The sequence below is a fragment of the [Mycobacterium] manitobense genome, assembly GCF_025821665.1.
Classification (GTDB): domain Bacteria; phylum Actinomycetota; class Actinomycetes; order Mycobacteriales; family Mycobacteriaceae; genus Mycobacterium; species Mycobacterium arseniciresistens.
In genome coordinates, this window is sequence record NZ_JACKSJ010000235.1 from 101,527 (window position 1) to 124,675 (window position 23,149).

16 protein-coding genes are annotated in these 23,149 nt (G+C 69.3%); 3 read left to right on the top strand and 13 right to left on the bottom strand.

From position 1 onward, the window contains the following. Positions 1 to 30 precede the first annotated feature (30 nt). On the top strand, positions 31 to 2,616 hold the full coding sequence (gene pepN, locus H7I41_RS25705) for an aminopeptidase N (protein WP_264015461.1): 2,586 nt from the start codon (positions 31 to 33) through the stop codon (positions 2,614 to 2,616). Between the two features lie 22 nt (positions 2,617 to 2,638). Here pepN and H7I41_RS25710 read toward each other — a convergent pair whose 3' ends face one another. The 4 genes from H7I41_RS25710 to H7I41_RS25725 all read right to left on the bottom strand — a co-directional run bounded on the left by H7I41_RS25710 (position 2,639) and on the right by H7I41_RS25725 (position 4,920). Continuing rightward, positions 2,639 to 3,433, bottom strand: a complete 795-nt coding sequence (locus tag H7I41_RS25710; RefSeq protein WP_264015462.1) for a DUF1206 domain-containing protein — start codon at positions 3,431 to 3,433, stop codon at positions 2,639 to 2,641. Positions 3,434 to 3,547: 114 nt separating this feature from the next. Continuing rightward, positions 3,548 to 4,021, bottom strand: coding sequence for a DUF5130 domain-containing protein (locus H7I41_RS25715; protein WP_264015463.1), 474 nt, complete (start codon positions 4,019 to 4,021; stop codon positions 3,548 to 3,550). Continuing rightward, positions 4,008 to 4,223 carry an aa3-type cytochrome oxidase subunit CtaJ gene (ctaJ, locus tag H7I41_RS25720; RefSeq protein ID WP_264015601.1) on the bottom strand — a complete coding sequence of 72 codons (216 nt, stop codon included), beginning with the start codon at positions 4,221 to 4,223 and terminating at the stop codon, positions 4,008 to 4,010. The genes H7I41_RS25715 and ctaJ overlap by 14 nt, the downstream gene beginning before the upstream one ends. 40 nt (positions 4,224 to 4,263) lie before the next feature. After that, the gene (locus tag H7I41_RS25725) at positions 4,264 to 4,920 is read right to left on the bottom strand and encodes an HNH endonuclease (RefSeq protein ID WP_264015464.1); all 657 of its coding nucleotides are present in this window, start codon (positions 4,918 to 4,920) and stop codon (positions 4,264 to 4,266) included. A 140-nt stretch (positions 4,921 to 5,060) separates the two neighbouring features. Here H7I41_RS25725 and H7I41_RS25730 point away from each other — a divergent pair, with 140 nt between their 5' ends. After that, a complete protein-coding gene (locus H7I41_RS25730) occupies positions 5,061 to 5,456 on the top strand; it encodes a globin (protein ID WP_264015465.1) in 396 nt (131 codons plus the stop codon). 34 nt (positions 5,457 to 5,490) lie between these two features. After that, a complete protein-coding gene (locus H7I41_RS25735) occupies positions 5,491 to 7,074 on the top strand; it encodes a glycoside hydrolase family 13 protein (RefSeq protein ID WP_264015466.1) in 1,584 nt (527 codons plus the stop codon). Between the two features lie 9 nt (positions 7,075 to 7,083). On the opposite strand, the gene H7I41_RS25740 is transcribed toward H7I41_RS25735, so the two are convergent. The 9 genes from H7I41_RS25740 to H7I41_RS25780 form a co-directional block, all read right to left on the bottom strand. Further along, positions 7,084 to 7,743: a DUF8185 domain-containing protein gene (locus tag H7I41_RS25740; protein ID WP_264015467.1), complete on the bottom strand. Its 660-nt coding sequence runs from the start codon at positions 7,741 to 7,743 to the stop codon at positions 7,084 to 7,086. Then, positions 7,740 to 8,156, bottom strand: coding sequence for an acyl-CoA thioesterase (locus H7I41_RS25745; protein WP_264015468.1), 417 nt, complete (start codon positions 8,154 to 8,156; stop codon positions 7,740 to 7,742). Before H7I41_RS25745 ends, H7I41_RS25740 begins: the two co-directional genes overlap by 4 nt. Next, a complete protein-coding gene (locus H7I41_RS25750; protein ID WP_264015469.1) occupies positions 8,153 to 13,024 on the bottom strand; it encodes an NAD-glutamate dehydrogenase in 4,872 nt (1,623 codons plus the stop codon). Before H7I41_RS25750 ends, H7I41_RS25745 begins: the two co-directional genes overlap by 4 nt. Before the next feature lie 94 nt (positions 13,025 to 13,118). Further along, complete coding sequence (gene ettA / locus H7I41_RS25755; protein ID WP_264015470.1) at positions 13,119 to 14,792, bottom strand: energy-dependent translational throttle protein EttA; 1,674 nt, start codon at positions 14,790 to 14,792, stop codon at positions 13,119 to 13,121. A gap of 66 nt (positions 14,793 to 14,858) precedes the next feature. Next, on the bottom strand, positions 14,859 to 15,329 hold the full coding sequence (ssb, locus tag H7I41_RS25760; RefSeq protein WP_264015471.1) for a single-stranded DNA-binding protein: 471 nt from the start codon (positions 15,327 to 15,329) through the stop codon (positions 14,859 to 14,861). Positions 15,330 to 15,481: 152 nt separating this feature from the next. Continuing rightward, positions 15,482 to 17,476 carry a bifunctional copper resistance protein CopD/cytochrome c oxidase assembly protein gene (locus H7I41_RS25765; protein WP_264015472.1) on the bottom strand — a complete coding sequence of 665 codons (1,995 nt, stop codon included), beginning with the start codon at positions 17,474 to 17,476 and terminating at the stop codon, positions 15,482 to 15,484. 33 nt (positions 17,477 to 17,509) lie between these two features. After that, a complete protein-coding gene (locus tag H7I41_RS25770) occupies positions 17,510 to 19,855 on the bottom strand; it encodes a glycerol-3-phosphate 1-O-acyltransferase (RefSeq protein WP_264015473.1) in 2,346 nt (781 codons plus the stop codon). Further along, complete coding sequence (locus H7I41_RS25775) at positions 19,852 to 21,579, bottom strand: HAD-IB family hydrolase/lysophospholipid acyltransferase family protein (protein WP_264015474.1); 1,728 nt, start codon at positions 21,577 to 21,579, stop codon at positions 19,852 to 19,854. The genes H7I41_RS25770 and H7I41_RS25775 overlap by 4 nt, the downstream gene beginning before the upstream one ends. Next, positions 21,576 to 23,054 carry a wax ester/triacylglycerol synthase family O-acyltransferase gene (locus H7I41_RS25780; protein WP_264015475.1) on the bottom strand — a complete coding sequence of 493 codons (1,479 nt, stop codon included), beginning with the start codon at positions 23,052 to 23,054 and terminating at the stop codon, positions 21,576 to 21,578. The genes H7I41_RS25775 and H7I41_RS25780 overlap by 4 nt, the downstream gene beginning before the upstream one ends. Positions 23,055 to 23,149 lie beyond the last annotated feature (95 nt).

Here is a 23,149-nt window from a genome sequence, read left to right on the forward strand (position 1 = left end):
CCGGCGCCGCGCCCACTAGGGTTGGCGGTCGTGGCACTCCCGAATCTGACCCGCGATCAGGCCGCCGAGCGCGCCGCCCTCGTCACGGTGAACTCCTACCGCATCGACCTCGACCTCACCGACGGTGACGGCAAACCCGGCGAGGGCACGTTCCGCTCGGTGACCACCGTCGAGTTCGACGCCCTGGCCGGCGCCGACACCTATCTCGACCTGGCCGCCGACACAATCCGCGGCGCCACCCTCAACGGCCGGGACCTCGACGTCTCGGGCTACGACGAGGCCACCGGCATCGCGCTGACCGGGCTCGCCGAGCACAACGTCGTGGTGGTCGACGCCGACTGCCGCTACTCCAACACCGGTGAGGGTCTGCACCGTTTCGTCGACCCGGTGGACGGCGAGGTGTACCTGTACTCACAGTTCGAGACCGCGGACGCCAAGCGGATGTTCGCGTGCTTCGACCAGCCCGATCTCAAGGCCACCTTCGACGTCACCGTGACCGCGCCGGCGCACTGGGAGGTGGTGTCCAACGGCGCCCTGGAGGCCACCCGCGACGACGGCGCGTCCAAGACCCACAGCTATGTGACGACGCCGCGGATGAGCACCTACCTGGTGGCGTTGATCGCCGGGCCGTACGCCCGCTGGGACGACCTCTACCGCGACGAGCACGGCGAGATCCCGCTCGGCCTGTTCTGCCGGAGGTCGCTCGGCGAGTTCATGGACGCCGAGCGGCTGTTCACCCAGACAAAGCAGGGTTTCGGCTTCTATCACCGCAACTTCGGCGTGCCCTACGCCTTCGGCAAATACGACCAGCTGTTCGTGCCGGAATTCAACGCGGGCGCGATGGAGAACGCCGGCGCGGTCACGTTCCTCGAGGACTACGTGTTCCGCAGCAAGGTCACCCGCGCGTCCTACGAACGCCGCTGCGAGACGGTGCTGCACGAGATGGCGCACATGTGGTTCGGCGATCTGGTGACCATGCAGTGGTGGGACGACCTGTGGCTCAACGAGTCGTTCGCGACGTTCGCCTCGGTGCTGTGCCAGGCCGAGGCGACGGAGTTCACCGAGGCGTGGACCACGTTCGCCAACGTGGAGAAGTCGTGGGCGTACCGCCAGGACCAGTTGCCCTCGACACATCCGGTCGCCGCCGACATCCCCGACCTGCACGCGGTCGAGGTCAACTTCGACGGCATCACCTACGCCAAGGGCGCCAGCGTGCTCAAGCAGCTCGTCGCCTACGTCGGGCTGGAGTCGTTCCTCGCAGGCCTGCGCGACTACTTCCGCGATCACGCGTTCGGCAACGCCACGTTCGGCGATCTGCTGGGCGCGCTGGAGAAGTCGTCGGGCCGTGACCTGTCCGGCTGGGGCAGGCAGTGGCTGAAGACCACCGGGCTCAACACGCTGCGCGCCGACTTCGACCTCGACGCCGACGGACGCTTCACCCGCTTCGCCATCGACCAGAGCGGCGCCGCGCCCGGCGCCGGCGAGACCCGCGTGCACCGGCTCGCTGTCGGCGTGTACGACGACGACGAGGTCACCGGCAAGTTGGTGCGGGTGCACCGAGAGGAACTCGACATCGAGGGTTCGACCACCGATGTACCTGCACTGCAAGGTGTTTCGCGTGGCAAGCTGATCGTCGTCAACGACGACGACCTGACGTACTGCTCGCTGCGGCTCGACCCGGATTCGTTGCAGACGGTGCTCACCCGCATCGCGGACATCGGCGAACCGTTGCCGCGCACCCTGGCGTGGTCGGCCGCATGGGAGATGACCCGCGAGGCCGAACTCAAGGCGCGCGACTTCGTCGCCCTGGTGATGAGCGGACTGCACGCCGAGTCCGAGGTGGGCGTGGCCCAGCGTCTGGTGCTGCAGGCGCAGACGGCGCTGAACTCCTACGCCGATCCGGCGTGGGCGAGCGCCGACGGGTGGCCGGCTTTTGGCGACCGCCTGCTCGATCTGGCCCGTGAAGCGGCGCCGGGGTCGGATCACCAGCTGGCGTTCGTGAACGCCCTGTGCGCGTCGGTGCTGTCCCGCAACCATGTCGCCGTACTGGCGACGCTGCTGGACAACGAACCGGCCGCGGTCAACCTGTCCGGCCTGGTCATCGACACCGATCTGCGCTGGCGCATCGTCACCGCACTGGCCGCCAGCGGCGATCTGGACGCCGACGGTGTCGAGACGCCGTTCATCGACGCCGAGGCCCAGTCCGACCCGACCGCCGCGGGCAGGCGCAACGCCGCCGCGGCCGCCGCGGCCCGTCCGCAGACCGCCGTGAAGGACGGCGCGTGGCAGCAAGTGGTCGAGGACGACACGCTCGCCAACATCACCGCCCGCGCCATCATCGGCGGTTTCGTCCGGCCGGGCCAGCAGCAGCTGCTGGCGCCGTTCACCCAGCGCTACTTCGACGCGATCTCCGGAGTGTGGGAGCGGCGGTCCAGCGAGGTGGCCCAGACCGTGGTCGTCGGGCTGTACCCGGCATCGGACATCAGCCAGGAGGCGATCGACGCCGCCGACCGCTTCCTCGCCGGCGACGTCCCGCCCGCACTGCGCCGGCTGGTGGTCGAAGGCCGCGCCGGCGTGGAGCGCGCTCTGCGAGCCCGGGAGTTCGACGTCTCGTAACGGCGCAGGACCGTGTCCCGCGCTACATCCGTGAGTAGCGGGTGAGCGTGAGGCTGTACAGCCCGTACGCGCCGAAGCCGACGGCCGCGCCGATCAGCAGCATCGTGCCGCCCTGCGTCCCACCCAGCGCCTTGACCGCGGCATCGAGCCCGGCCGCCTTCGAGGGGTCGACGTCGACGGCGGCGACGACCAGCAGCACCCCCGCGATGGCGAGCACGGTTCCCTCGGCGACGTAGCCGAACAGGCCGAGGACGACGATCAGCGGGCTCACCGGACCCGTCAGGTCGGCGAGGAAACGCCGCGACGCGCCCTTGTAGGCGTAGTAGCCGCCGATGACGGCGACCACCACTCCCGCCACGATCAACACCGTCTGACCCGGCACGGTGTGCATCAACCGGGAACTGATGCCGGTGTTCTGGTCGCGGCTCGACTCGCGGTCGCCGGTGGCGAACCGGACAGCGGTGACCATGACGCCGCAATAGACGAGGAGCAGCCCGAAGGCCTTCAGCCGGTTCAGCTTTCCCGCGTCGTCACGATTCGGGTCATGGCTCTCGGCCGGGTGCAGACCGATCAGCGACTCGGCGAGCCGCCACAACATCAGTGGCACGAGCGCCACCACGATGACCCACAGCGCGATCTCGCCGCCGCGGGTCTCCGCGACCGTCGCCAGCGCACCCGAGGGGTCGGCGTCGCCGCGGTGGCCGAGGGCGATCCGCACGATGACGTAGGCGATCAGCAGATGCAGCAGCCCGCTGACCACGTACCCGGACCGCGCCGCGGTCTGCAGGCCGTCATGGCGGGTAGCCCTGTGGACCACCGAACCTCGCCGCATCGATCACCTCTCCGCGGCAGCCCCTGCACCCGCGGGCCAAGCGATACCCGTTGCGGGCAGCGCGAAAACAGCCGGCGAGCGCGGGAAGGTGCGGTTAGGTCAGCGGGGCGAGACGCCGGCGGTCAGCACCCGCACCGCGCTGATCAGGCCGTCGATCAGGTTGCCGTCCTTGAACGACGCCGCGGCGGCCGACACCCCCAACGGAGCGGCCTCCTCGATGCCGCGGCCCTTGACCCTCGAGCCGTACACCACCTCGATGGCATGCTGATCCGGCGAGACGGCCAGCAGCACGGCGTTGTCGGGCGTCGGCACCTTCGCCAGGAGTTCCCGCGCCGTCGCCGCGGTGTCCGCGCCGAGATCGCCGATGTAGACCGCGAAACGAGCCTTGGCCGCCCGCGAGCCGTACTTCAGCGCGTCGTCGAGCACCACCAGGTCCTTGGTCGGGAACGGGTAGTGCACCGACAGCTCGCCGGGTTCGGTCACCCCGGACAGCCGTCCGCTCGTGGTCAGCGCCCAGCCGTGGGGAAGGTCGAGTTCACCGCGCGTGACGGGCGCGATCTCACCACTTGCCACTTGCGCCGCCTCCTACCGTCAGGTGATCGCCGTGTCCACCGTGTCCGTGGTCGGCAGGTTCTTCGGCCGCCCAGAGGATCGGCGCATGCGTCCACGGCTCGGACATGTTGTAGCTCGCCGGATGAGGACCCTTGCCGCGCCAGATCAGCAGGGCCAGCACGGCGGTCAGTCCCAACGGCACCAGGACGAACAGAGAGTGCATCAGCGGTGTGCTCACGAGCAAACCGTATCCCACACCCGCTTCAGGCCGCGCCCTCACCCAGGTATCGCACCCAGGCGGGATCGAGCTCCTTCACCGACGACAGCAGACGCCAGTGCTGCCCCTTCGGCGGCAGCGGCGTCGACCGCAGGCTCCAGCCCAGTTCGGTGAGCAGATGGTCGGCCTTGCGGTGATTGCACTCCGAGCAGGCCGCCACGCAGTTCTCCCAGGAGTGGTCCCCGCCGCGGCTGCGCGGGATCACGTGGTCGACGGTGTCGGCCTTCGCGCCGCAGTAGGCGCAGCGGAACCGGTCACGGTGCATCAGCGCCGCCCGCGTCATCGGGATGCGGGCGCGATACGGCACCCGCACGAAGCTGCGCAACCGGATCACCGAGGGCACCACGATGGTGCGGGTGGCCGAGTGGATCACCGGCCCGTTGGGGTCGTCGTGCACCACGTCGGCCTTGCCGCACATCAGCATGATCACCGCCCGGCGCATGGGCAGGGCGGTCAACGGCTCGTAGGTCGAGTTCAGCAGCAGCACCCGGCGGCGACCCCATACCGAGGCTTCGCGGACGACCGGTGGGGAGGTCTCGACACTGTGCAGGGCGCGCGTCGGCGCAGTCGTGGTCGCGGACCCTGTGGGACCCGCCGCGGTTCCGGGACTCCGGTGACCGCGGCTTTTCTTGCGCTGCGCCATTCGTCCTCCGAGGAGACAGTCCACCATGGATCGACGCCGATCGCACGACAATTCTGCGAGTGTTCGCAGGTCAGTCCGGTGAATTCCGGGTGACATCACCGGCTGACCGGCCGTTACGGCCCAGGGGCCACAATGGATGCGTGACGCAACCACAACGCTCGTTCTACGACGAAGTCGGTGGCCACGAGACCTTCCACGCCCTGGTGCGGCGGTTCTACGAGCTGGTCCGCGACGACGAGATCCTGCGCCCGCTCTACCCGGAGGACGAGCTCGACGCCGCCGAGGTGCGGCTGCGAATGTTCCTCGAGCAGTACTGGGGCGGCCCCCGAACCTATTCCGACCAGCGCGGCCACCCGCGGCTGCGGATGCGGCACGCGCCGTTCCGGATCGGCTTCATCGAACGCGACGCCTGGTTGCGCTGCATGCACACCGCCGTCGCCGAGATCGACGCGAACACCCTCGACGACGCGCACCGCCGCGAGCTGCTGGCCTACCTGGAGATGGCGGCCCAGAGCATGGTCAACTCGTCGTTCTGAGCGGCTCCCGCGCGACGTCGGCACAATTGATGCAATGACTGAGAGTGCGACGAACGAGCAACAGCCCTGGTGGTCCCGAGCGGTGTTCTATCAGGTGTATCCGCGTTCGTTCGCCGACAGCGACGGCGACGGCGTCGGCGACCTGGACGGGGTGACCGCGCGACTCGACCATCTGCAGCGCCTCGGCGTCGACGCGATCTGGCTCAACCCGGTCACCGTCTCCCCCATGGCCGACCACGGCTACGACGTCGCCGACCCACGCGACGTCGACCCGCTGTTCGGCGGCATCGACGCACTCGACCGGCTGGTCGAGGCGGCCCACGACCTCGGCATCAAGATCACGATGGACCTGGTGCCCAACCACACCAGCTCCGCACATCCGTGGTTCCAGGCCGCGCTGGCGTCGAGCCCCGGCAGCGAGCAGCGGGCGCGCTACCTGTTCCGCGACGGCAGCGGCCAGGACGGCCTGCACCCTCCCAACAACTGGGTGTCGGTGTTCGGCGGTCCCGCCTGGACACGGGTGGTCGAGGCCGACGGCAATCCCGGCCAGTGGTATCTGCACCTGTTCGACTCCGAACAGCCGGACCTCAACTGGGACAACCCGGAAGTGTTCGACGACCTGGAGAAGACGCTGCGGTTCTGGCTCGAACGCGGCGTCGACGGCTTCCGCATCGACGTCGCGCACGGCATGTCGAAGCCGGCGGACCTGCCCGACATGACCAGCGCCGAGAACAAGCTGCTCTCCGACACCGAGCGCGACCCCCGCTTCAACCACGCCGGCGTGCACGACATCCACCGCGGGATCCGCGCGGTGCTCGACGACTACCGGGATGCCGTCGCCGTCGGCGAGGTCTGGGTGTACGACAACGCCGAGTTCGCGGCGTACCTGCGCCCCGACGAGCTGCACCTGGGCTTCAACTTCCGGCTGGTCCGCGCGGCGTTCGACGCCGGCGAGATCCACGACGCCATCGAGAACTCGCTGGCCGCGGTGGCACTCCAGAACGCGACGCCGACCTGGACGCTGTCGAACCACGATGTCGAGCGCGAGGTCACCCGCTACGGCGGGGGCCCGGTCGGGCTGGCGCGCGCGAAGGCCATGGCGCTGGTGATGCTGGCGCTGCCCGGGGCGGTGTTCGTCTACAACGGCGAGGAACTCGGCCTGCCCAACGTCGAGCTGCCCGACGAGGTGCTGCAGGATCCGGTGTGGCTGCGATCCGGCGGCACCGAACGCGGCCGCGACGGCTGCCGTGTGCCGATGCCGTGGTCGGGTGAGGCGCCGCCGTTCGGGTTCTCCGAGTCGGCAGACACCTGGCTGCCCATCCCGCCGGAATGGTCGGAGCTCACCGTGCAGAAGCAGTCCGCCGATGACGGCTCGACGCTGGCGTTCTTCACCACCGCCCTCCGGTTGCGGCGCGAGAGAACGGAATTCGACGGCTGGTCGGTCGAGTGGCTCGACTCGGCGCCCGACACCCTGGCGTTCCGGTTGCCCGGCGGCCTGAGCTGCGTCCTCAACGCAGGCACGGAGCCGGCCGAGCTGCCCGACGGCGAGTTGCTGTTCGCGAGCGCACCGCTCGTGGCCGGTGCGCTGCCGCCCGACGCCGCCGCCTGGCTGGTCTGACGCGCCGGCTCAGCGCAGTACCAGGGCGGGATCGCCGCGGCGGCGGTACACCGATCCGAAGCGGGCGTCGATGCGCAGCCACGTCGGCAGCACCCGGACCCGGACGATCTCGTCGGCGGCCACCGCCTCCCCCGACTGCGGCAGGAATCCCATCGCCGTCAACGCGAAGACGCACCGCATCGGGATGCCGACGCTGTCGTCTGCCGAACTGACCGCCACCACCTCCTGGTCGAGCAGCGACGCGGGCGGGCCGTGGGCGCTGCTGTGCTCCTTGGCCAGTTCGGCGCCGCGTGCCGCCAGGTCCAGCACCACCCGGGCGGGCACGTCGTCGAGATGGACGAAGCCGCTGTCGGGCGGCAGTCCGCCCCGCCACGCCGAATCCATCGGGAATCCCGTGTCGACGAACCCGTCGGCACCCGCCGCAGTCAAGCCGTGAGCGAGCGCGTCGGCGCCCGAACTGAGGTCCGCGGGCCGCGCCCGCCCGGCGACCACCCGGCTGGCCAGCACGTCGAAACCGGTTGCCACCCAGGCGACGATGTGGTCGGGTGAGCGCTCCCGCAGCCGGATGACGGCGGCTTCGTCGAGGCGCAGCGCACGGTCGACGAAGATGGCGAGGTCGTCGCGATGCCGGGCGTCGTCCAGCCAGATGCCGCGTTCGTGGGCGCTCATCGCAGATAGCGCTGTAGGTAATCCCTCTGCGCGGCGGTCAGGCGCTCGAGCCGTTGCTCCTGGATGTGCACGGCCGCGAGCTGGGTGTCGGCGATCACCGCCGGCTTGGAGTCCGGCGGGGCGCCGACCGACCGCACCTCGTAGCCGATGGTGAAGTCCACCGCGCGAACGCGTTTCGACCACATCGTCACCTGCAGCGGCGAATCCACCAGCCGCAGTTGACCCTTGTAGACGATGTTCACCTCGGCGATCAGCAGTCCGATGGTCGTGATGTTGTCGCCGAAAGGCTCGCGCAGGAACGGGATCCGCGCCTCCTCCAGGAGGGTGACCATGGTGGCGTGGTTGATGTGCTGGTACATGTCGATGTCCGACCAGCGCACATGCACCGGTGCGGTGAACCCTACGGCCGTCATCCGGCTCCTGTTCCGCTCGTGCGAGTCATGCTGCGGATCTGGCGGGCCGCCACCGAAAGCGTGGCCAGATCGCGCTCGTCGTCCTCGTAGATCTCGGTGAGGGTGCGCCGCGCCCGCGCGACCCGCGAACTGTTGGTCGCCTCCCACTCGGCGATCTTCTCCTCGCCGTTCTCCTCGACCTCGCCGACGGCCAGCACGTCGAAGCACAGCGCCCGAAGCGATCCGTAGATGTCGTCGCGGATCGCCAACCGCGCCAACGAATGCCAGCGGTCACCGCGCGGGAGCTGCGACACCGCGGTGAGCAGTGCATCGGTGTTGAGGTGGTCCATCAGGGCGAAATAGGTGTCGGCGACCTCAGCGGGTTCGCGGTCGACGATGTCGGCGATGTCGATGATGTCGAGCAGGCTGAACTGGTACAGCCCGCTGGCCACGATGTAGGCCAGGTCCTCCGAAGCGCCGTTGCGACAGAAGTCGGCGGCCTCCTTGTCGACGATGGCCTCGTCGTCGCCGCGCAGCCACTCGCGCATGCGAGGCGTGAGCGACTCCACCTTCTTGGCGAACCGGTTGATCTCCGCGCCGACGGCAAGCGGCTGCGGCCGGTAGTTGAGCAGCCACCGTCCGGCCCGGTCGACGAGCCGGCGGAGATCGAGCGTCATCCGGTCGGACACCGACACCGGCAGGTCGGTGGCGCGGATCTGCCGCCACACCTCGCCGATCCGGAAGATCTCGTTGGTGGCGACGAAGCTGCGCACCGCGTCGGTCGGCCCGACGCCGGCGTCCTCGGTGATCCGATAGGCGTAGGTGATGCCGCTGGTGTCGACCAGGTCGTTGACGAGCATCGTGGTGACGATCTCGCGGCGCAGCTCATGGTTGCGGATGTCGGCGCCGTAGCGCTCCCGAAGCGTCGACGGGAAGTACGTCGGCAGTCTCGACGCGAACACCTCCTGGTCGGGCAGATCGCCGACCAGCAGGTCGTCCTTGAGCCCAAGCTTGACGTGGGCCATCAGAGTGGCGAGCTCCGGCGAGGTCAGACCGATCCCGGCCTCCAGCCGCCTGCGGATCTCCTTCTCCGACGGCAGCGCCTCCAGTTCGCGGTTGAGCCCCTTGTCGGCGACGAAGTCCTTGATCATCCGGGCGTGCACGGGAAGCAGGCTGGCGGCGTTGGCGCGGCTGGTGCCCATCAGGTCGTTCTGATCCTCGTTGTCCGCCAGCACCAGCCGACCGACCTCGTCGGTCATCGACACCAGCAGATCGGTGCGGTCGGCGGGGTCGACCTTGCCCGCGGTGACCAGCGAGTCGATCAGGATCTTGATGTTGACCTCGTGGTCGGAACAGTCCACACCGGCGGAGTTGTCCAGCGCGTCGGTGTTGATCCGCCCGCCGGCGAGGTCGTACTCGATGCGACCCAGCGAGGTCACGCCGAGGTTGCCGCCTTCGCCGATCACCTTGGCGCGCACCTGGTTCCCGTTGACCCGCACCGGATCGTTGGCGCGGTCGCCGACGTTCGAGTCGGCCTCGGTCTCGGCCTTGACGTAAGTGCCGATGCCGCCGTTGAACAGCAGGTCGACCGGGGCCTTCAGGATCGCCTTGATCAACTCGGGCGGCGACATCTCCTCGGCATCACCCTCGATGCCGAGGGCGGCACGCACCTGCGGGCTGACCGGTATGGACTTCTGCTGGCGCTGGTAGACGCCGCCGCCCTCGCTGAGCAGCGAGGTGTCGTAGTCCTCCCACGACGAGCGCGGCTGGTCGAACAACCGCTTGCGCTCGTCCCAGGACGACGCCGCGTCGGGGTCGGGGTCGAGGAACACGTGCCGATGGTCGAAGGCGGCGAGCAGCCTGATGTGCTTCGACAGCAGCATGCCGTTGCCGAATACGTCCCCGCTCATGTCGCCGACACCGACGACGGTGAAGTCCTCGCTCTGGGTGTCGACTCCCATCTCGCGGAAGTGCCGTTTGACCGACTCCCATGCGCCCTTGGCAGTGATGCCCATCGCCTTGTGGTCATAGCCCACCGACCCACCGGAGGCGAAGGCATCCCCCAGCCAGAAGTCGTACGAGCCGGCCACCTCGTTGGCGATGTCGGAGAAGGTCGCGGTGCCCTTGTCGGCGGCCACCACAAGATAGGCGTCGTCGCCGTCGCGGCGGATCACCTCAGGCGGGGTGACCACGTCGCCACTGGCCTTGTCGACGTTGTCGGTGACGTCCAGCAGGCCGCTGATGAACAGCCGGTAGCACGCGATGCCCTCGGCGCGCTGCGCATCCCGGTCGGTGGCCGCGTCACCGGTCAGGTCGGGGGGCTGCTTGACGACGAAACCACCCTTGGCGCCGACCGGGACGATGACGGCGTTCTTGACCGCCTGCGCCTTGACCAGGCCGAGGATCTCGGTGCGGAAATCTTCGCGCCGGTCCGACCAGCGCAGCCCGCCGCGGGCGACGTGCCCGAACCGCAGGTGCACGCCCTCCACCCGAGGTGAGTAGACGAAGATCTCGAACCTCGGTCGCGGCAGCGGCAATTCGTCGATGAGGCGCGGGTTCAGCTTGAGCGCCAGCACGTTCTGCGCCCGCGCCGAGTCCGCCGCGGTGACGAAGTAGTTGGTGCGCAGGGTCGCTTCGATCATCGAGGCGAACGCCCGCAGCACGCGGTCGGTGTCGAGGCTGACCAGAGCGTCGATGTCGGCGGTGACGGCCGCCGCGGCCTTCTGTGCGTCGCGGCGCTTGTTCGAACCGCCGTCCTGTCCTGCGCCCGGGTTGAACAGCGCCTCGAACAACGTGACGAGTGAGCGCGCGGTGCCGGCGTTGTCGTTGATCACCGACTCGATGTGGGACTGGCTGTACGGAAAGCCGGCCTGCCGAAGGTATTTCGCGTAGGCCCGCAGGATGACCACCTGCTGCCAGGTCAGGCCGGCGCGCAGCACCAGTTCGTTGAAGCGGTCGATCTCCATGCGGCCGTGCCAGATCGCAGTGACGGCGTCGGCGAAACGGGCCTCCATCGCCTCCTGCTCGGCGCCCGCCGGCGCGTCGGGAATGCTGCGGTGCGGCGTCACCCGGAACTGGTAGATCCACACGGCGAGGCCGTCGGCCCGCTTCACCGTGAACGGCCGCTCCTCGAGCACCACCACACCCATCGACTGGAGCATCGGCAGCAGCTGGCTCAGCGACGCCGACCGGCCGCCCAGATACCAGGTCAACTGCCCCACCCGGTCCTCGCCGCCCTCGGCGAACACCAGCTTGACCGAATCGTCGGTGAGTTCCTCGATGATCGCGATGTCGTCGATCGCGTCCAGCGGGTCGACGGCCTGCTTGTAGTCCTCGGGGAATGCCACCGCGTAGTGCTCGGCGGTGCCCTGGGCGATCGATCCGCTGCGCACCGCGCCGGTCAGCCGGTCGGCCCAGGTACGGGCCGCCGCGGTCAGCAGGTCCTGGATCCGGCTCTCGTTCTCCGCCGAGGTGTCGACGCGGGCGGGTTGCTCCGAATGCGGCAGCCGGACGTTGAAGTGCACCACCGCCCAGGGCGACTCGCTCACCCTGGCGGTGTAGTCGATGCTCTCGCCGCCGAGTTCGCGAACGAGGATGTCCTGCATCTCGAGACGGACCGCCGTCGTGTAGCGGTCGCGCGGCAGATACACCAGACACGACACGAAGTGCGCGAGGTGATCGGCCCGCAGGAACAGCAGCGCACGGCGGCGCGAGCCCAGCTCCACCACCGCCATCGCCATGTCGAGCAGTTCCTGGGCGCTCAACGTGAGCAGCTCGGGGCGGGGCACGGTCTGGATGACGTCGAGCAGCAGCTGGCCGGGATGCCCGGGGTCGCGTTTGGCCAGCGCCAGCGCGTCGTTCACGCGTCGGCATGCCAACGGGATCTCGGTGACGTTGGCATTGAGCGCGGCCACCGTGAACAGGCCGACGAAGCGGTGCTCGACCGTGTCATCGCTGCCGGAGCCGTCGCGTTCGCGCACCACGACGATGTACGGGTACGCGCCGTATCGCAGGTAGCTCGGGATGGTGGCCTGCGCCAGCACCAACAGGTCGTCGTCGGCGGCGAGCTGCGGCAGCACATCGGTGCGGCGCCGCAACACCCCGAGTCTGCTGTCGGGGTCGACGGAGGCCCGGCCGTCGGTCACCGGGCAGCGCTGGCAACCCAGCAGCACGAAGTGGCCGTCGGCCAGCCAGCGCATCAGCGCGGCGACGTCCTTGCGTTCGGCACCGGGGAAACGACCGCCGGAATCGTCCTCCACCTCGTCGGCCAGGCCGTTGAGGGTGGCCACCATCGCGTCCGCGTCGAGGGCGACCTGCCGGGCGTCGGCCAGGATGTCCGGGAGCAGGCGCTTCGCCTCGGCGAGCGCATCGCGGTCGGTCTCACCGCTGAGCGCGATGTGCACCCACGCCTCGTCGGCTCCGGCGTCCGAGGCATCGTCGTTCGAGACGTCGTCGTCCGGGGCGTCGGCGGCCGCGATGGCCTGCAGGTCTCCGTCAGCGCTGCGTCGCACCCGGAAGACCGGGTTCATGATCGCGCGATAGGCCACGCCGAGACGGTGCAACAGCACGGTCACCGAATCCATCAGCAGCGGCGCGTTTTCGGTGACGATCTGCAGGGCCGGACCGACTCCGGCGTCGTCGGCGACGGGATGGGTGGCGACCAGCGTCTCGCCCGGCGAGCGACGCCGGCCGAGCCGGTAGTGCGAATTCACCAGTTCCGATGACACCGCCTGCTCCGCGGAGGCCGGTTCGTCGGCACCGGGCTCCGACGACTCGTCGTGGATCCCACGGAACGCGGCGACGAACGCGCCGGCCAACCGCTTCGCGGTGTCGGGATCGGGTGTCTCCGTTGCGGGCTGCGAGTCCTGCGCGGCGCCACGTCCCGTCATGCGGATCACTCCTGACTCACACGTGCGCACCGGCACTGGCACGCACGAGCGACCTTAGTCGCCCCCCGGTCGCCCGCGGTCCCGCACGGTGCGATCAGTCGCGTGTCAGCCGGCGATGGGTGACCCGGTGCGGCCGCGCCGCCTCCGCGCCCATCCGCTCGATCTTGTTCTCCTCGTAGCCGCCGAAGTTGCCCTCGAACCAGAACCACTTGGCCTCGTTGTCGTCGTCGCCCTCCCACGCCAGGATGTGCGTGCAGGTGCGGTCCAGGAACCAGCGGTCGTGGGAGATCACCACGGCGCAGCCCGGGAAGTTCTGCAGCGCGTTCTCCAGCGAGCTCAGGGTCTCGACGTCGAGGTCGTTGGTGGGCTCGTCGAGCAGGATCAGGTTGCCGCCGACCTTGAGGGTGAGCGCCAGATTCAGCCGGTTGCGTTCACCGCCGGACAGCACGCCGGCCGGCTTCTGCTGATCCGGGCCCTTGAACCCGAACGCGGACACGTAGGCCCGCGACGGAACCTCGTTCTGCCCGACCTCGATGTAATCGAGCCCGTCGGACACCACTTCCCAGACGTTCTTCTTCGGATCGATCTGCGAACGGTTCTGGTCGACATAGCTCAACTTGACCGTCTCACCGACCTTCACGGTGCCGCTGTCGGGCTGCTCCAGGCCGACGATCGTCTTGAACAGCGTGGTCTTGCCGACGCCGTTGGGCCCGATGACCCCGACGATGCCGTTGCGTGGCAGCGAGAAGGACAGGTCCTTGATCAGCGTGCGACCCTCGAAGCCCTTGTCGAGGTGGTCGACCTCGACGACCACGTTGCCCAGCCGGGGCGGGGTCGGGATCTGGATCTCCTCGAAGTCGAGCTTGCGCGTCTTCTCCGCCTCGGTGGCCATCTCCTCGTAACGCTGCAGGCGGGCCTTGTTCTTGGCCTGACGGGCCTTGGCACCTGAGCGCACCCAGGCGAGCTCCTCCTGCAGTCGCTTGTGCAGCTTGGCGTCCTTGCGCCCCGAAACGGCGATGCGTTCGGCCTTCTTCTCCAGGTATGTCGAGTAGTTGCCCTCGTACGGGTACGCGTGGCCGCGGTCGAGCTCGAGGATCCACTCGGCGACGTTGTCGAGGAAGTACCGGTCGTGGGTGACCGCCAGGATGGCGCCCTTGTAGTCGGCGAGGTGGTGTTCGAGCCACAGAACGCTCTCGGCGTCCAGGTGGTTGGTGGGTTCGTCGAGCAGCAGCAGGTCGGGCTTGGACAGCAGCAGCCGGCACAGGGCGACGCGCCGTCGCTCACCACCGGAGAGGTGCGTGACGGGCTCGTCGGGCGGCGGGCAGCGCAGTGCGTCCATCGCCTGCTCGAGCTGCGAGTCGATGTCCCACGCGTCGGCCGCGTCGAGCTCCTCCTGCAGCGTGCCCATCTCTTCCATGAGCTCGTCGGTGTAGTCGGTGGCCATCAGCTCGGCCACTTCGTTGTACCGGTTGAGCTTGCCCTTGATCGCGACGCCGGCCTCGACGTTCTCTCGGACCGTCTTGTCCTCGTCGAGCTGCGGCTCCTGCATCAGGATGCCGACCGTCGCGCCGGGCGCCAGGTAGGCGTCACCGTTGTTGGCCTGGTCAAGGCCCGCCATGATCCGCAAGACGCTCGACTTGCCGGCCCCGTTCGGGCCGACGACGCCGATCTTGGCTCCCGGGAGGAAGTTCAGGTTGACGTCGTCAAGGATCACCTTGTCGCCGTGCGCCTTGCGGACCTTCCGCATCGTGTAGATGAATTCGGCCATGCCGGGGTTGTGCCTTTCGGTTGGCGGGTGATGCTCGCGGACCATCCTAGGCGTGGCCGGATGGCGCTAAGCGGTCAGTGGCAGCGGCTCGGACTCGTCCGGCGAAGCGTCGGCGGCGTCGCTGTCGGCGTCATCGCCGTCGGCGCCGCGTGCCTGCTGGTCGTCGGTGGCACTGTCGGGGTGCCTGCGGCTCTCGATCCGCACGATGCACCGGGACAGATCGGGTCCCACCGAGGTGGCGCGCACCTCCGTCGAGGTCCGGCGCACGCCTTCCTTGTCCTCGTACTCGCTGGTGTACACCTGTCCAACAACGATGACGGCGTCTCCCTTCCCGAGGGCGGCTCCGACGCCGGTCACCAGCTTGCCCCAGCAGCTGACGCTGACGAACAGCGAGTTGCCCGGCTCCCACTCGCCCTCGGCCGTGCGCCGGCGCGAGTTGCTGGCCACCCGGAACCGCATGACCTCCTGGTCACCGGCGCGGTGCCGGACCGGGTTGTTGACGATGTTTCCCACGACGGTGATCGGTGTCTCGAACATTCGGTGTGCCCTTTCGCTTCTGGTGCGGCGGCTGTGCGTCGCCGCTGCACCCATTGACCGCGGCGGCACCGACGGAAGTCGAGGTCCGCGCCGCCGGAGGGCGGCACCTGGGGATGAAGCCGGGACTGTGGATCGATCAGGCGGACGGCTGGTCAGCGACCCTCGCGGCGGGCCAGTTCGGCCAGCATCGCGTTGTAGGCGGCCAGGTCGGCGTCGTCGTCGCGGTCGGCGGCGCGGTCGAGTCGCGTGGCGGTGCGCTGGTCGCTGCGCCGCCACTGGATCAGCAGGGCGATCATCACCAGCACCAGGGGTATCTCGCCGGCGGCCCACGCGACGCCGCCGCCCAACTTCTGGTCGCCGAGCAGATCGGTGTGCCAGCTCAGCTGCAGCGACCGGTAGAACGGCTCGGCCAGCACGCTCTGGGTGCCCATCAGCACGACCCCGAAGAAGGCGTGCAGCGGCAGGGACGCGAACACCATCGCCAGCTTGCCCAGTTGCGGGATGGGTCGCGGCGTCGGGTCGACGCCGATCACCACCCAGTAGAAGAGGTAGCCGGTCACCAGGAAGTGCACGTTCATCAGGACGTGGGCGGCGTGGCTGGTGACCGCGGAGTCGAAGATGCCGCCGAAGTAGAGGCCGTAGAAGCCGGCCACGAACAGCACCAGTGCCACGATCGGATTGGTCAGGAACCGCGACACCCTGGAATGCAGGGCGGCGAGCAGCCATTCGCGCGGACCGGGCGCGCCGCGGCCTGCGGTGGGCAGCGCCCGCAGCGCCAGCGTGGTGGGGCCGCCCAGCGCCAGCAGGATCGGCACCAGCATGGACAGCAGCATGTGCGCGACCATGTGCACGCTGAACATGGCGGGCATGTACCGCCCGATGCCCGACGACGTCGTGATCAGCAGGGCGGCGCAGCCGCACAGCCAGGCCGCGGTCCGGCCGGCCGGCCACGCGTCGCCACGCCTGCGCAGCCGTCGCACCCCGAGCAGGTAGACGGCGGCCAACACGATCGCCGCGGTGCCCAGGATCAGGTCGAAGCGCCAGTCGAAGAGGATGCGTGCCACGGTCGGCGGGCCGGCGAGGTCGTAACCGATCTCCACCTCCACCGGACTCGGCTGGGTGCGCAGCGACGGCGGCGGGGTCCGGCCCAGCCCGACGGCGATGCCGAACGTCACGCCGAACACCACCGCCTCGGTGAGTGCGAGCCGCAGCAGGGGTCCGCGGGCGGACGGATCGTCCCGCAGCGCCGCCACGCCGCGTGTTCGTTGCCGCCACCCCAGCGCGCCGAGCACCACCAGGGCGGTCACCTTGGCCAGCACCAGCGCGCCGTACTCGCTGCGCACCAGCTCTGGCGGCGGCACCCGCACCAGCGCGTTGACGATTCCGCTGACCGCCATGGCGACGAAGCACCACAGCGCGAGCGCCGAGAAGCGCCTGGCGGCCAGGTCCGCGTGGTCGCCGCCGCGCAGTGCGTGCGCCAGCAGCGCGAGCAGTCCCCCGGCCCACAGTGCGCCGGCGATCAGGTGGATGAGCAGGCTGTTGGTGGCCAGGTCGTGCGCACCGCCCGACGACGAGTGTCCGGTCAGCGCCAGCGGCACCAGGCTGAGCAGCGCGCCGGCCAGCAGCGCCGGGGTCCAAGACCAGCGCAGCACCGGCATGGCCGCCACGGTGACGACGGCGGCCAGCAGCGCCGTCCAGCGCCAGGCGCCCGCGACGTCGACGAGGTCCGCAGCCGCCCAGATCTCGGCCGGACCGAGATGGTCGCGCAGCGGCTGCCCCGACACGTCGGACACCGTGAGCGGAACGAGCAGCACCGCGCACAGCGCCCAGATCGCCGACGCGGCGGTGCCGAGCCGCAGTGCGCGGTAGCCCGCGGCGTCGAGCACACCACTGGCCTGCGGCGGTGTCAGGAAGGCCGCGAACAGGAACGCACCGACCGCCACCACCGCCGCGATCTCCCCGGCAGCCCGCACGAACGGCAGCCCGTAGGTGGTGACCGGCCCGGGATCGGGCAGCCCGGTGGCGCTGAGCGCGTCGGCCAGCGACAGCGCGCCGATGCCCGCGGCGGTCGCCCCGGCCAGCAGCCCGACGCCGACGAGCACCGGCCACACTGCGCTGGTGCGCACCCGGGCCGCCACGGTCGTCATGCGTCCAGGGTATGAGGTGCGGAGCCGGACCCCTCAGCCGTCCTGCCTGGAGCGGCGCTGCGCCTCGCGCTCGCCGAACTGGGAGCGTGCGAGCTGCTCGACGCTGTCCATGTCGTCGAGGATGCCGCACAGTTCGATGTGGAACGCCTCGCGGCGCCGATCGAGGTTCTCGGCGGGCGACAGCAGATCCTGGTCGGCGGCCACCTGGCGGGCGGTGGCGAACAGCAGCGCCGACACCGACTCGGTGCTACGCACCCTGTTCTGCGCGACGTACTGCTGTCCCAGGCCGAGCGCCAGCTTGGTGAGGTCCTTCTCCGCGATCTCTGCCGGGGCATCGCGCAGCACGTCCGCGGCTATCTCGTAAGCCTCGAAGAACGGCCGCAGCATGGCCGCGGCGATCAGCGGCCGCTTGGCCCGCAGCAGGCGGTCCACCTCCTCACCGCCGGCCGAGACGTGTTCCTCCCAGTCGGCGTGCCACGACATCTCCTCGGCGACGTGGTCGCGGAACGCCGCGGAGTCGGCGAAGTAGAAGTCGAACTTCAGCAGGTCGCGCAGCCGCATCGCCTGCGACCAGAACGCCGCCAGGTGGTCGCCGTCGCTCCGTTTGGCATAGGCCAGCGCGAGTTCGACGATCGAGGTCTCCAGGAAGGCGTGGATCAGGGTGTTGCGGTAGAAGGCGGCCTGGTGCTCGTGCTGCGGTGCGATCGACCAGACCGGTTCCCGCCCGCTGTCGACCCTGGTGACCGGGTGCCCGCTGGACAGTGCGTCGACGGCGGCGAGCACCCCCTCCGGCGTGCGCAGCCGCAGCGCGCTGTTGGTCATCGGAGTCTGCTTGCGGTGCAGGTAGTCCAGCGAATCCTGCAGCGTGTGGTGCAGTTGGTCGAGGGTCAGCGCGACGCCACGGGTGGCCAGCAGCAGCGCGGACACCAGTCCGGTCGCGTTGACGGGGGTGACCTGCAGGATGCGCCAGGCCACCTCGAACGCCATCTTCTGCAGCGCAAGGCGTTTGACGGCCTGGTCCTCGGCGGCCGGACCGTGCGCCGGGCCGAGGTACTGCTTCATCGACACCGCCTCGGGGAAGCGGACGTAGATCTTGCCGAAGTTCCGCTCGCCCTGGGCCTTGATGAAGTTGTACAGCCAGCTCACACCCTCGGCGGCCTTCTCCCCACCGCGGGCGTACTCGGCGTATTCGGCAGTCTCGTGCAGCTGATCGAAACTGATCGAGACCGGTTGCAGCAGAAGGTCGTCGGTACGTCCCGCGAGATATGCGTCGGCGACGTAGGACAGCAGACCCAGCTTGGGCGGCAGCATCTTGCCCGTCCGGGACCGGGTGCCCTCGATCGACCAGCTCAGGTTGAACCGCTTCTCGACGACGTAGCCGATGTATTCCTTGAGCACGTACTTGTACAGCGCGTTGTCGCCGATGTTGCGCCGGATGAAGATCACCCCGGAGCGGCGGAGCAGCGACCCCAGCGGCGGGAAGTCCATGTTGATGCCGCCGAACGTGCTCACCGGCGGAAGCCGGTTCTCGTACAGCGCGACCGTGAGCACCGGGTTGTCGAGATTGGACCGGTGCGACCACAGCATCACCGCCGGATGGTTCTCCAGGTTGCGCCGCATCGTCTCGACCTGTTCGCGGTCGTAGTCGATGCGCGGATCGAAACCGCGGCTGAAGATGGCGCGGCTCAGCGCGGGGATCAGGTCGATGGACACCCTGCTCCACCCGGTGGCCATCTCGTCGAGCATCGCGCCGGCCTTCTCGAGGTCGGCGCCGTCGATCTGCTCGAGTCCGGCCCGGAACCGGGCCGATGCCAGCATCTCCGGCTTGACCAGTCGCGGCGACTTGTACTCGGGCCCCAGGAGGCGGTACTCGACCCGTTCGATGGCCAGCGCCGCCCGGCGGAGCACGAAATGCGCGAAGTCCCTTGGGTTCTCCGCGACCGTCGTGTCACTCCACTGCTGCCGGAGCTCGGAGACCTTGGCGGGCTCGCCGGCCACCACCCGGGCCCGCGACGCATCCTTGCGAAGGATGCGCCGCTGCAGCATCTCCGGCGGGCGGTAGGTGTCGCGTCCGGAGATCAGCGAGACCACCTTCGAGCGGGTCGGCAGGCCGCCGGGCACCCAGAACACCCGCACCGGCACGACGGTGCGGTCCTGGTCGGCCTCGAGTTCGGAGACCAACCGGGCCAGCACGGCGGGCGGCGGGTCCTCGACGACGGGTAGCTGTAACACCTCGACGCGCACCTCGGGATGGTCACGGCGCTGGGCCTGCAGCCAGTCCTCGAGCAGCTGGACCTCCGCCGGAGAGGAGGCCGCAGCCAGTACCAGCGCGTCGTCGGTGGTGGTGAAGCTGTCGAAGTAGTCGGCTGGGCGTTTCACGGGCGGCCTTTCGCACCGGGTTTCTTCGCGCCCGGATTCTTCTGTGCGGCAGCCTTCTTCGCCGGCGTTTTCGCCGCCTTCTTCGCCGGCGTTTTCGCCGCCTTCTTCGCAGCCGTGGTCTTCTTCGCAGGCGCCGCCTTCTTCGCGGCCGTGGCTTTCTTCGCAGGCGCTGCCTTCTTCGCCGGCGCGGCCTTTTTCTCGGGCTTCTCCGGGGACTGCCCAGCCGGCCGCTTGTACAGCGCAGGGGTCGGCAACTCCTGGTGCGGCCAGGCTTTCAGCGTGTCGAGGTAGATCTTGCGAATCTCGTCGATGCGCTCGGGCAGGTCCTCGACCGTCCAGCCGTCGGTCGAGATCGGCGGGTACACCGCGATGTCCACGGTGCCTGGGTTGAACGTGCTGGAGTCGCGCGCGGCGACCACCTCGGCGTTGCGGATGACGATCGGCACGATCGGGATGCCCGCGGACATCGCGATCCGGAACGGCCCCTTCTTGAATTCGCCGACCTCGGTGGTGTCGAGGCGCGTGCCCTCGGGGGCGATGAGGATCGAGAGTCCCTTGCGGGCGAGCCCTTCGATCTTCGCCAGCGCCTCGACGGCCTTCTTGGGGTCGTCGCGGTCGATGAACGCCGCGTCCATCACCTTGCCGATGGTGCCGATGATCGGGTCGTTCTCGAGCTCCTTCTTGCCCACCGAGGTGAAGTCGGTCTCGACGAGCCTGCCGGCGATCAGCGGGTCGGCCTGGTTGCGGTGGTTGAAGATGAACACCGCCGGCCGCTGGACGGTCAGGTTCTCGCGCCCGAGGATGTTGAGGTTGATGCCGGCGGTCGTCAGCACCAGCCGGCTCCACGCCGACGTGAAGAAGTTCACCCCGCTGCGCCGGTTGCGGTTGAGCAGTCCCCATCCGACGGCGCCCGCGGCGACCGGCACCAGCGAAGCGATGCCCGCGACCGTGCGCAACTGCGAGACCGGGCTGCTGCCGGAGCGACTGGTGAACCGCAGCACCGGCCACCCCCGCTTGGCGGCCACGGCCGCCAGCTTGCCGGCGGGATTGGTCGGCCTCGGATTGCCGACCAGGTACATCAGTGCCACGTCCTCGTCGCCGTCGGCGTAGAAGTAGCTCTTGGCGAGGTCGACGCCGTTGCGGGCGGCGAAGGCCTGAACGGCCCTGGCCTTTCCGGGACCCCAGATGATCGGCCGCGTCACCTCGCCGGTGATGCAGTCGTTCTCGTCGGTCTCGAACTTGTTGCTGAGCACGTTCTCGATGCCGAGGTACTCGGCGACCGGCTCCACCTGGACCGTCAGCGCGGACGAGCTGAGCACCACGGTGTGCCCGCGTGCCATGTGCGCCCGTACGAGGTCGCGCATCTCGGGGTAGATGCGGTCGCGGACGTGCTTGTCGAACAGTCGCTCGGCCAGTTCGTCGACGTCGGAGAGCGAACTGCCACGCAGCATTCGCGCACCCTTGCCGATGAGGTCCTCGAACTCCGAGCGGCCCAGCTGGTGGTTGAGACCGGCCTGCACCATGCCCATGAACTCGCCCACGCCCATCTGCCGGCGACGCAACCGTTCGCGGGTCATGATGACGCCGGTGAATCCGGCCACCAGGGTGCCGTCGAGGTCGAAGAAGGCGCCGATCTCCGGGCCGCCGGGGCCGCCCATGATCTCGGCCACCGATCCCGGCAGCCGGATGGTCCGCGGGTCGGATTGCTGATCGTCCGCCGTCACTGCTGTGCGCTCCCATTCGACGATGCCTTCGACCGGTCGGCGACCGATGCTGGTGACGCCCGGCCCGGGCCGCCCAGTGCGAGCACCTCGTCGAAACCGTCGATGAGGCAGCGGGCGAACAGGTCCGGGTCTCTGATCGACGCCCGGTCGTATCGGGCGGTGACGGTGCAGTACCCCGACCGGGACACCAACACCACCATCATCGCCACTCCGGGCAACGGCCCGATTCCGTACTGGCGCAGTATCTTCGCACCGGCGATGTAGGTGTCCCCCGCGTAGACCGGCACGTTGCTCGCCTGCACGTCGGAGTTCACCACCGACCCGGCCATGGCTTCGAGCACCGAGTCGGGCATCAGGCTCGCCACCGGGGCGACGGCGCCCACCATGTCGAGCGCACGCTCTTCACGCTTGCGGGTCATCTGCGCCCGGACTCTGCCGATGCGCGCCACCGGGTCGGTGACCCCGATCGGCGCAGCCAGGTTGACCCCGACGAAGCGGTTGCCGCCGGCCGGGTCGGCATCCGACCGCAGGCTGACGGGGACCGCCATCGGCAGCGTCGCGACCGGCACCCCGAACGCCTCGTGATAGAGGCGAAGCGCGCCGCACACACCGGCCAGGTAGGCGTCGTTGATGGAACCGCCCGCCGCCTTCGCCGCCTTGTGCAGGTCGCTGAGCACCATGTCGATCGCCTCGCTGCGCGTCGACAGGCTGCGCCGCCGCAGCAGCGGTGAGGGCTGCGCGACCGAGCCCACCACCCGCGCGCCGGAGCGGGCGTAGTCGACCACCCCGCCGACCGTCGACACCGGGTCGCGAACCACCTTGCCGACGGCGCCGAGGGCGCCACCGAGCACCCCGCGGACACCGCCGAGGATCGACAGCGGTAACCGGTTGACGCCTTCGCGCATCAAGTCGTTGGGCGACAGGTCCTGCGGGATGGGAAGCGGCGGCGCCTGCTGCGGCGGCGGATCGCGTTCGAGGTCGTAGACGCTGGCGAACATCTCGACTCCGCCGACACCGTCGGTCACCGCGTGACTGAAGTGCAGCATCGTCGCGGCGCGACCGCCCTCCAATCCCTCGATGAGGGTGGCCGTCCACAGCGGCCGGGAGATGTCCAACGGTGACTGCAGGGCGATCTCGGCGAGGTCGATCAGCTGGCGCATCGTGCCCGGGTCGGGGATCCGCACCCGGCGCACGTGGAAGTCGAGATTGAAGTCCGGGTCGACGACCCAGCGTGGAGCCGCCGTCGGCAGGGTCGGGGTGACGACCTTCTGGCGCAGCCTCAACACCTTGCGGGAGGCGTATTCGAAGCGGGTGCGGAACCGGTCCCAGTCCGGTGTGACGTCGAGGATCTCGACGGTCAGGATCCCCGAGCGGGTGCGGGGATTGGCCTCGCCGCGGTGCAGGATCTGGTCGAACGGGCTCAGTTCCTCGGGCAGTCCCGCCGTGTCCAATTCCGGCACGTCGCTCGTCGCCACGCTGTCCCCCCTCATCACCTGTGACCGCTGCCAACACGCTAGTCCGCGGGTACTCCCGGCGCTGCGGCTTTCATGGCGGTGGCGAGGCGCCTCGC

Bases quoted from the DNA above. Each gene is read 5' to 3' on its own strand.
- ssb (WP_264015471.1), bottom strand. From the start codon at position 15,329: ATGTTCGAGACACCGATCACCGTCGTGGGAAACATCGTCAACAACCCG.
- H7I41_RS25725 (WP_264015464.1), bottom strand. From the start codon at position 4,920: ATGGCGCAGCGCAAGAAAAGCCGCGGTCACCGGAGTCCCGGAACCGCG.
- ctaJ (WP_264015601.1), bottom strand. From the start codon at position 4,223: ATGCACTCTCTGTTCGTCCTGGTGCCGTTGGGACTGACCGCCGTGCTG.
- H7I41_RS25750 (WP_264015469.1), bottom strand. From the start codon at position 13,024: ATGACGGGACGTGGCGCCGCGCAGGACTCGCAGCCCGCAACGGAGACA.
- H7I41_RS25745 (WP_264015468.1), bottom strand. From the start codon at position 8,156: ATGACGGCCGTAGGGTTCACCGCACCGGTGCATGTGCGCTGGTCGGAC.
- ettA (WP_264015470.1), bottom strand. From the start codon at position 14,792: ATGGCCGAATTCATCTACACGATGCGGAAGGTCCGCAAGGCGCACGGC.
- H7I41_RS25740 (WP_264015467.1), bottom strand. From the start codon at position 7,743: ATGAGCGCCCACGAACGCGGCATCTGGCTGGACGACGCCCGGCATCGC.
- H7I41_RS25765 (WP_264015472.1), bottom strand. From the start codon at position 17,476: ATGACGACCGTGGCGGCCCGGGTGCGCACCAGCGCAGTGTGGCCGGTG.
- H7I41_RS25735 (WP_264015466.1), top strand. From the start codon at position 5,491: ATGACTGAGAGTGCGACGAACGAGCAACAGCCCTGGTGGTCCCGAGCG.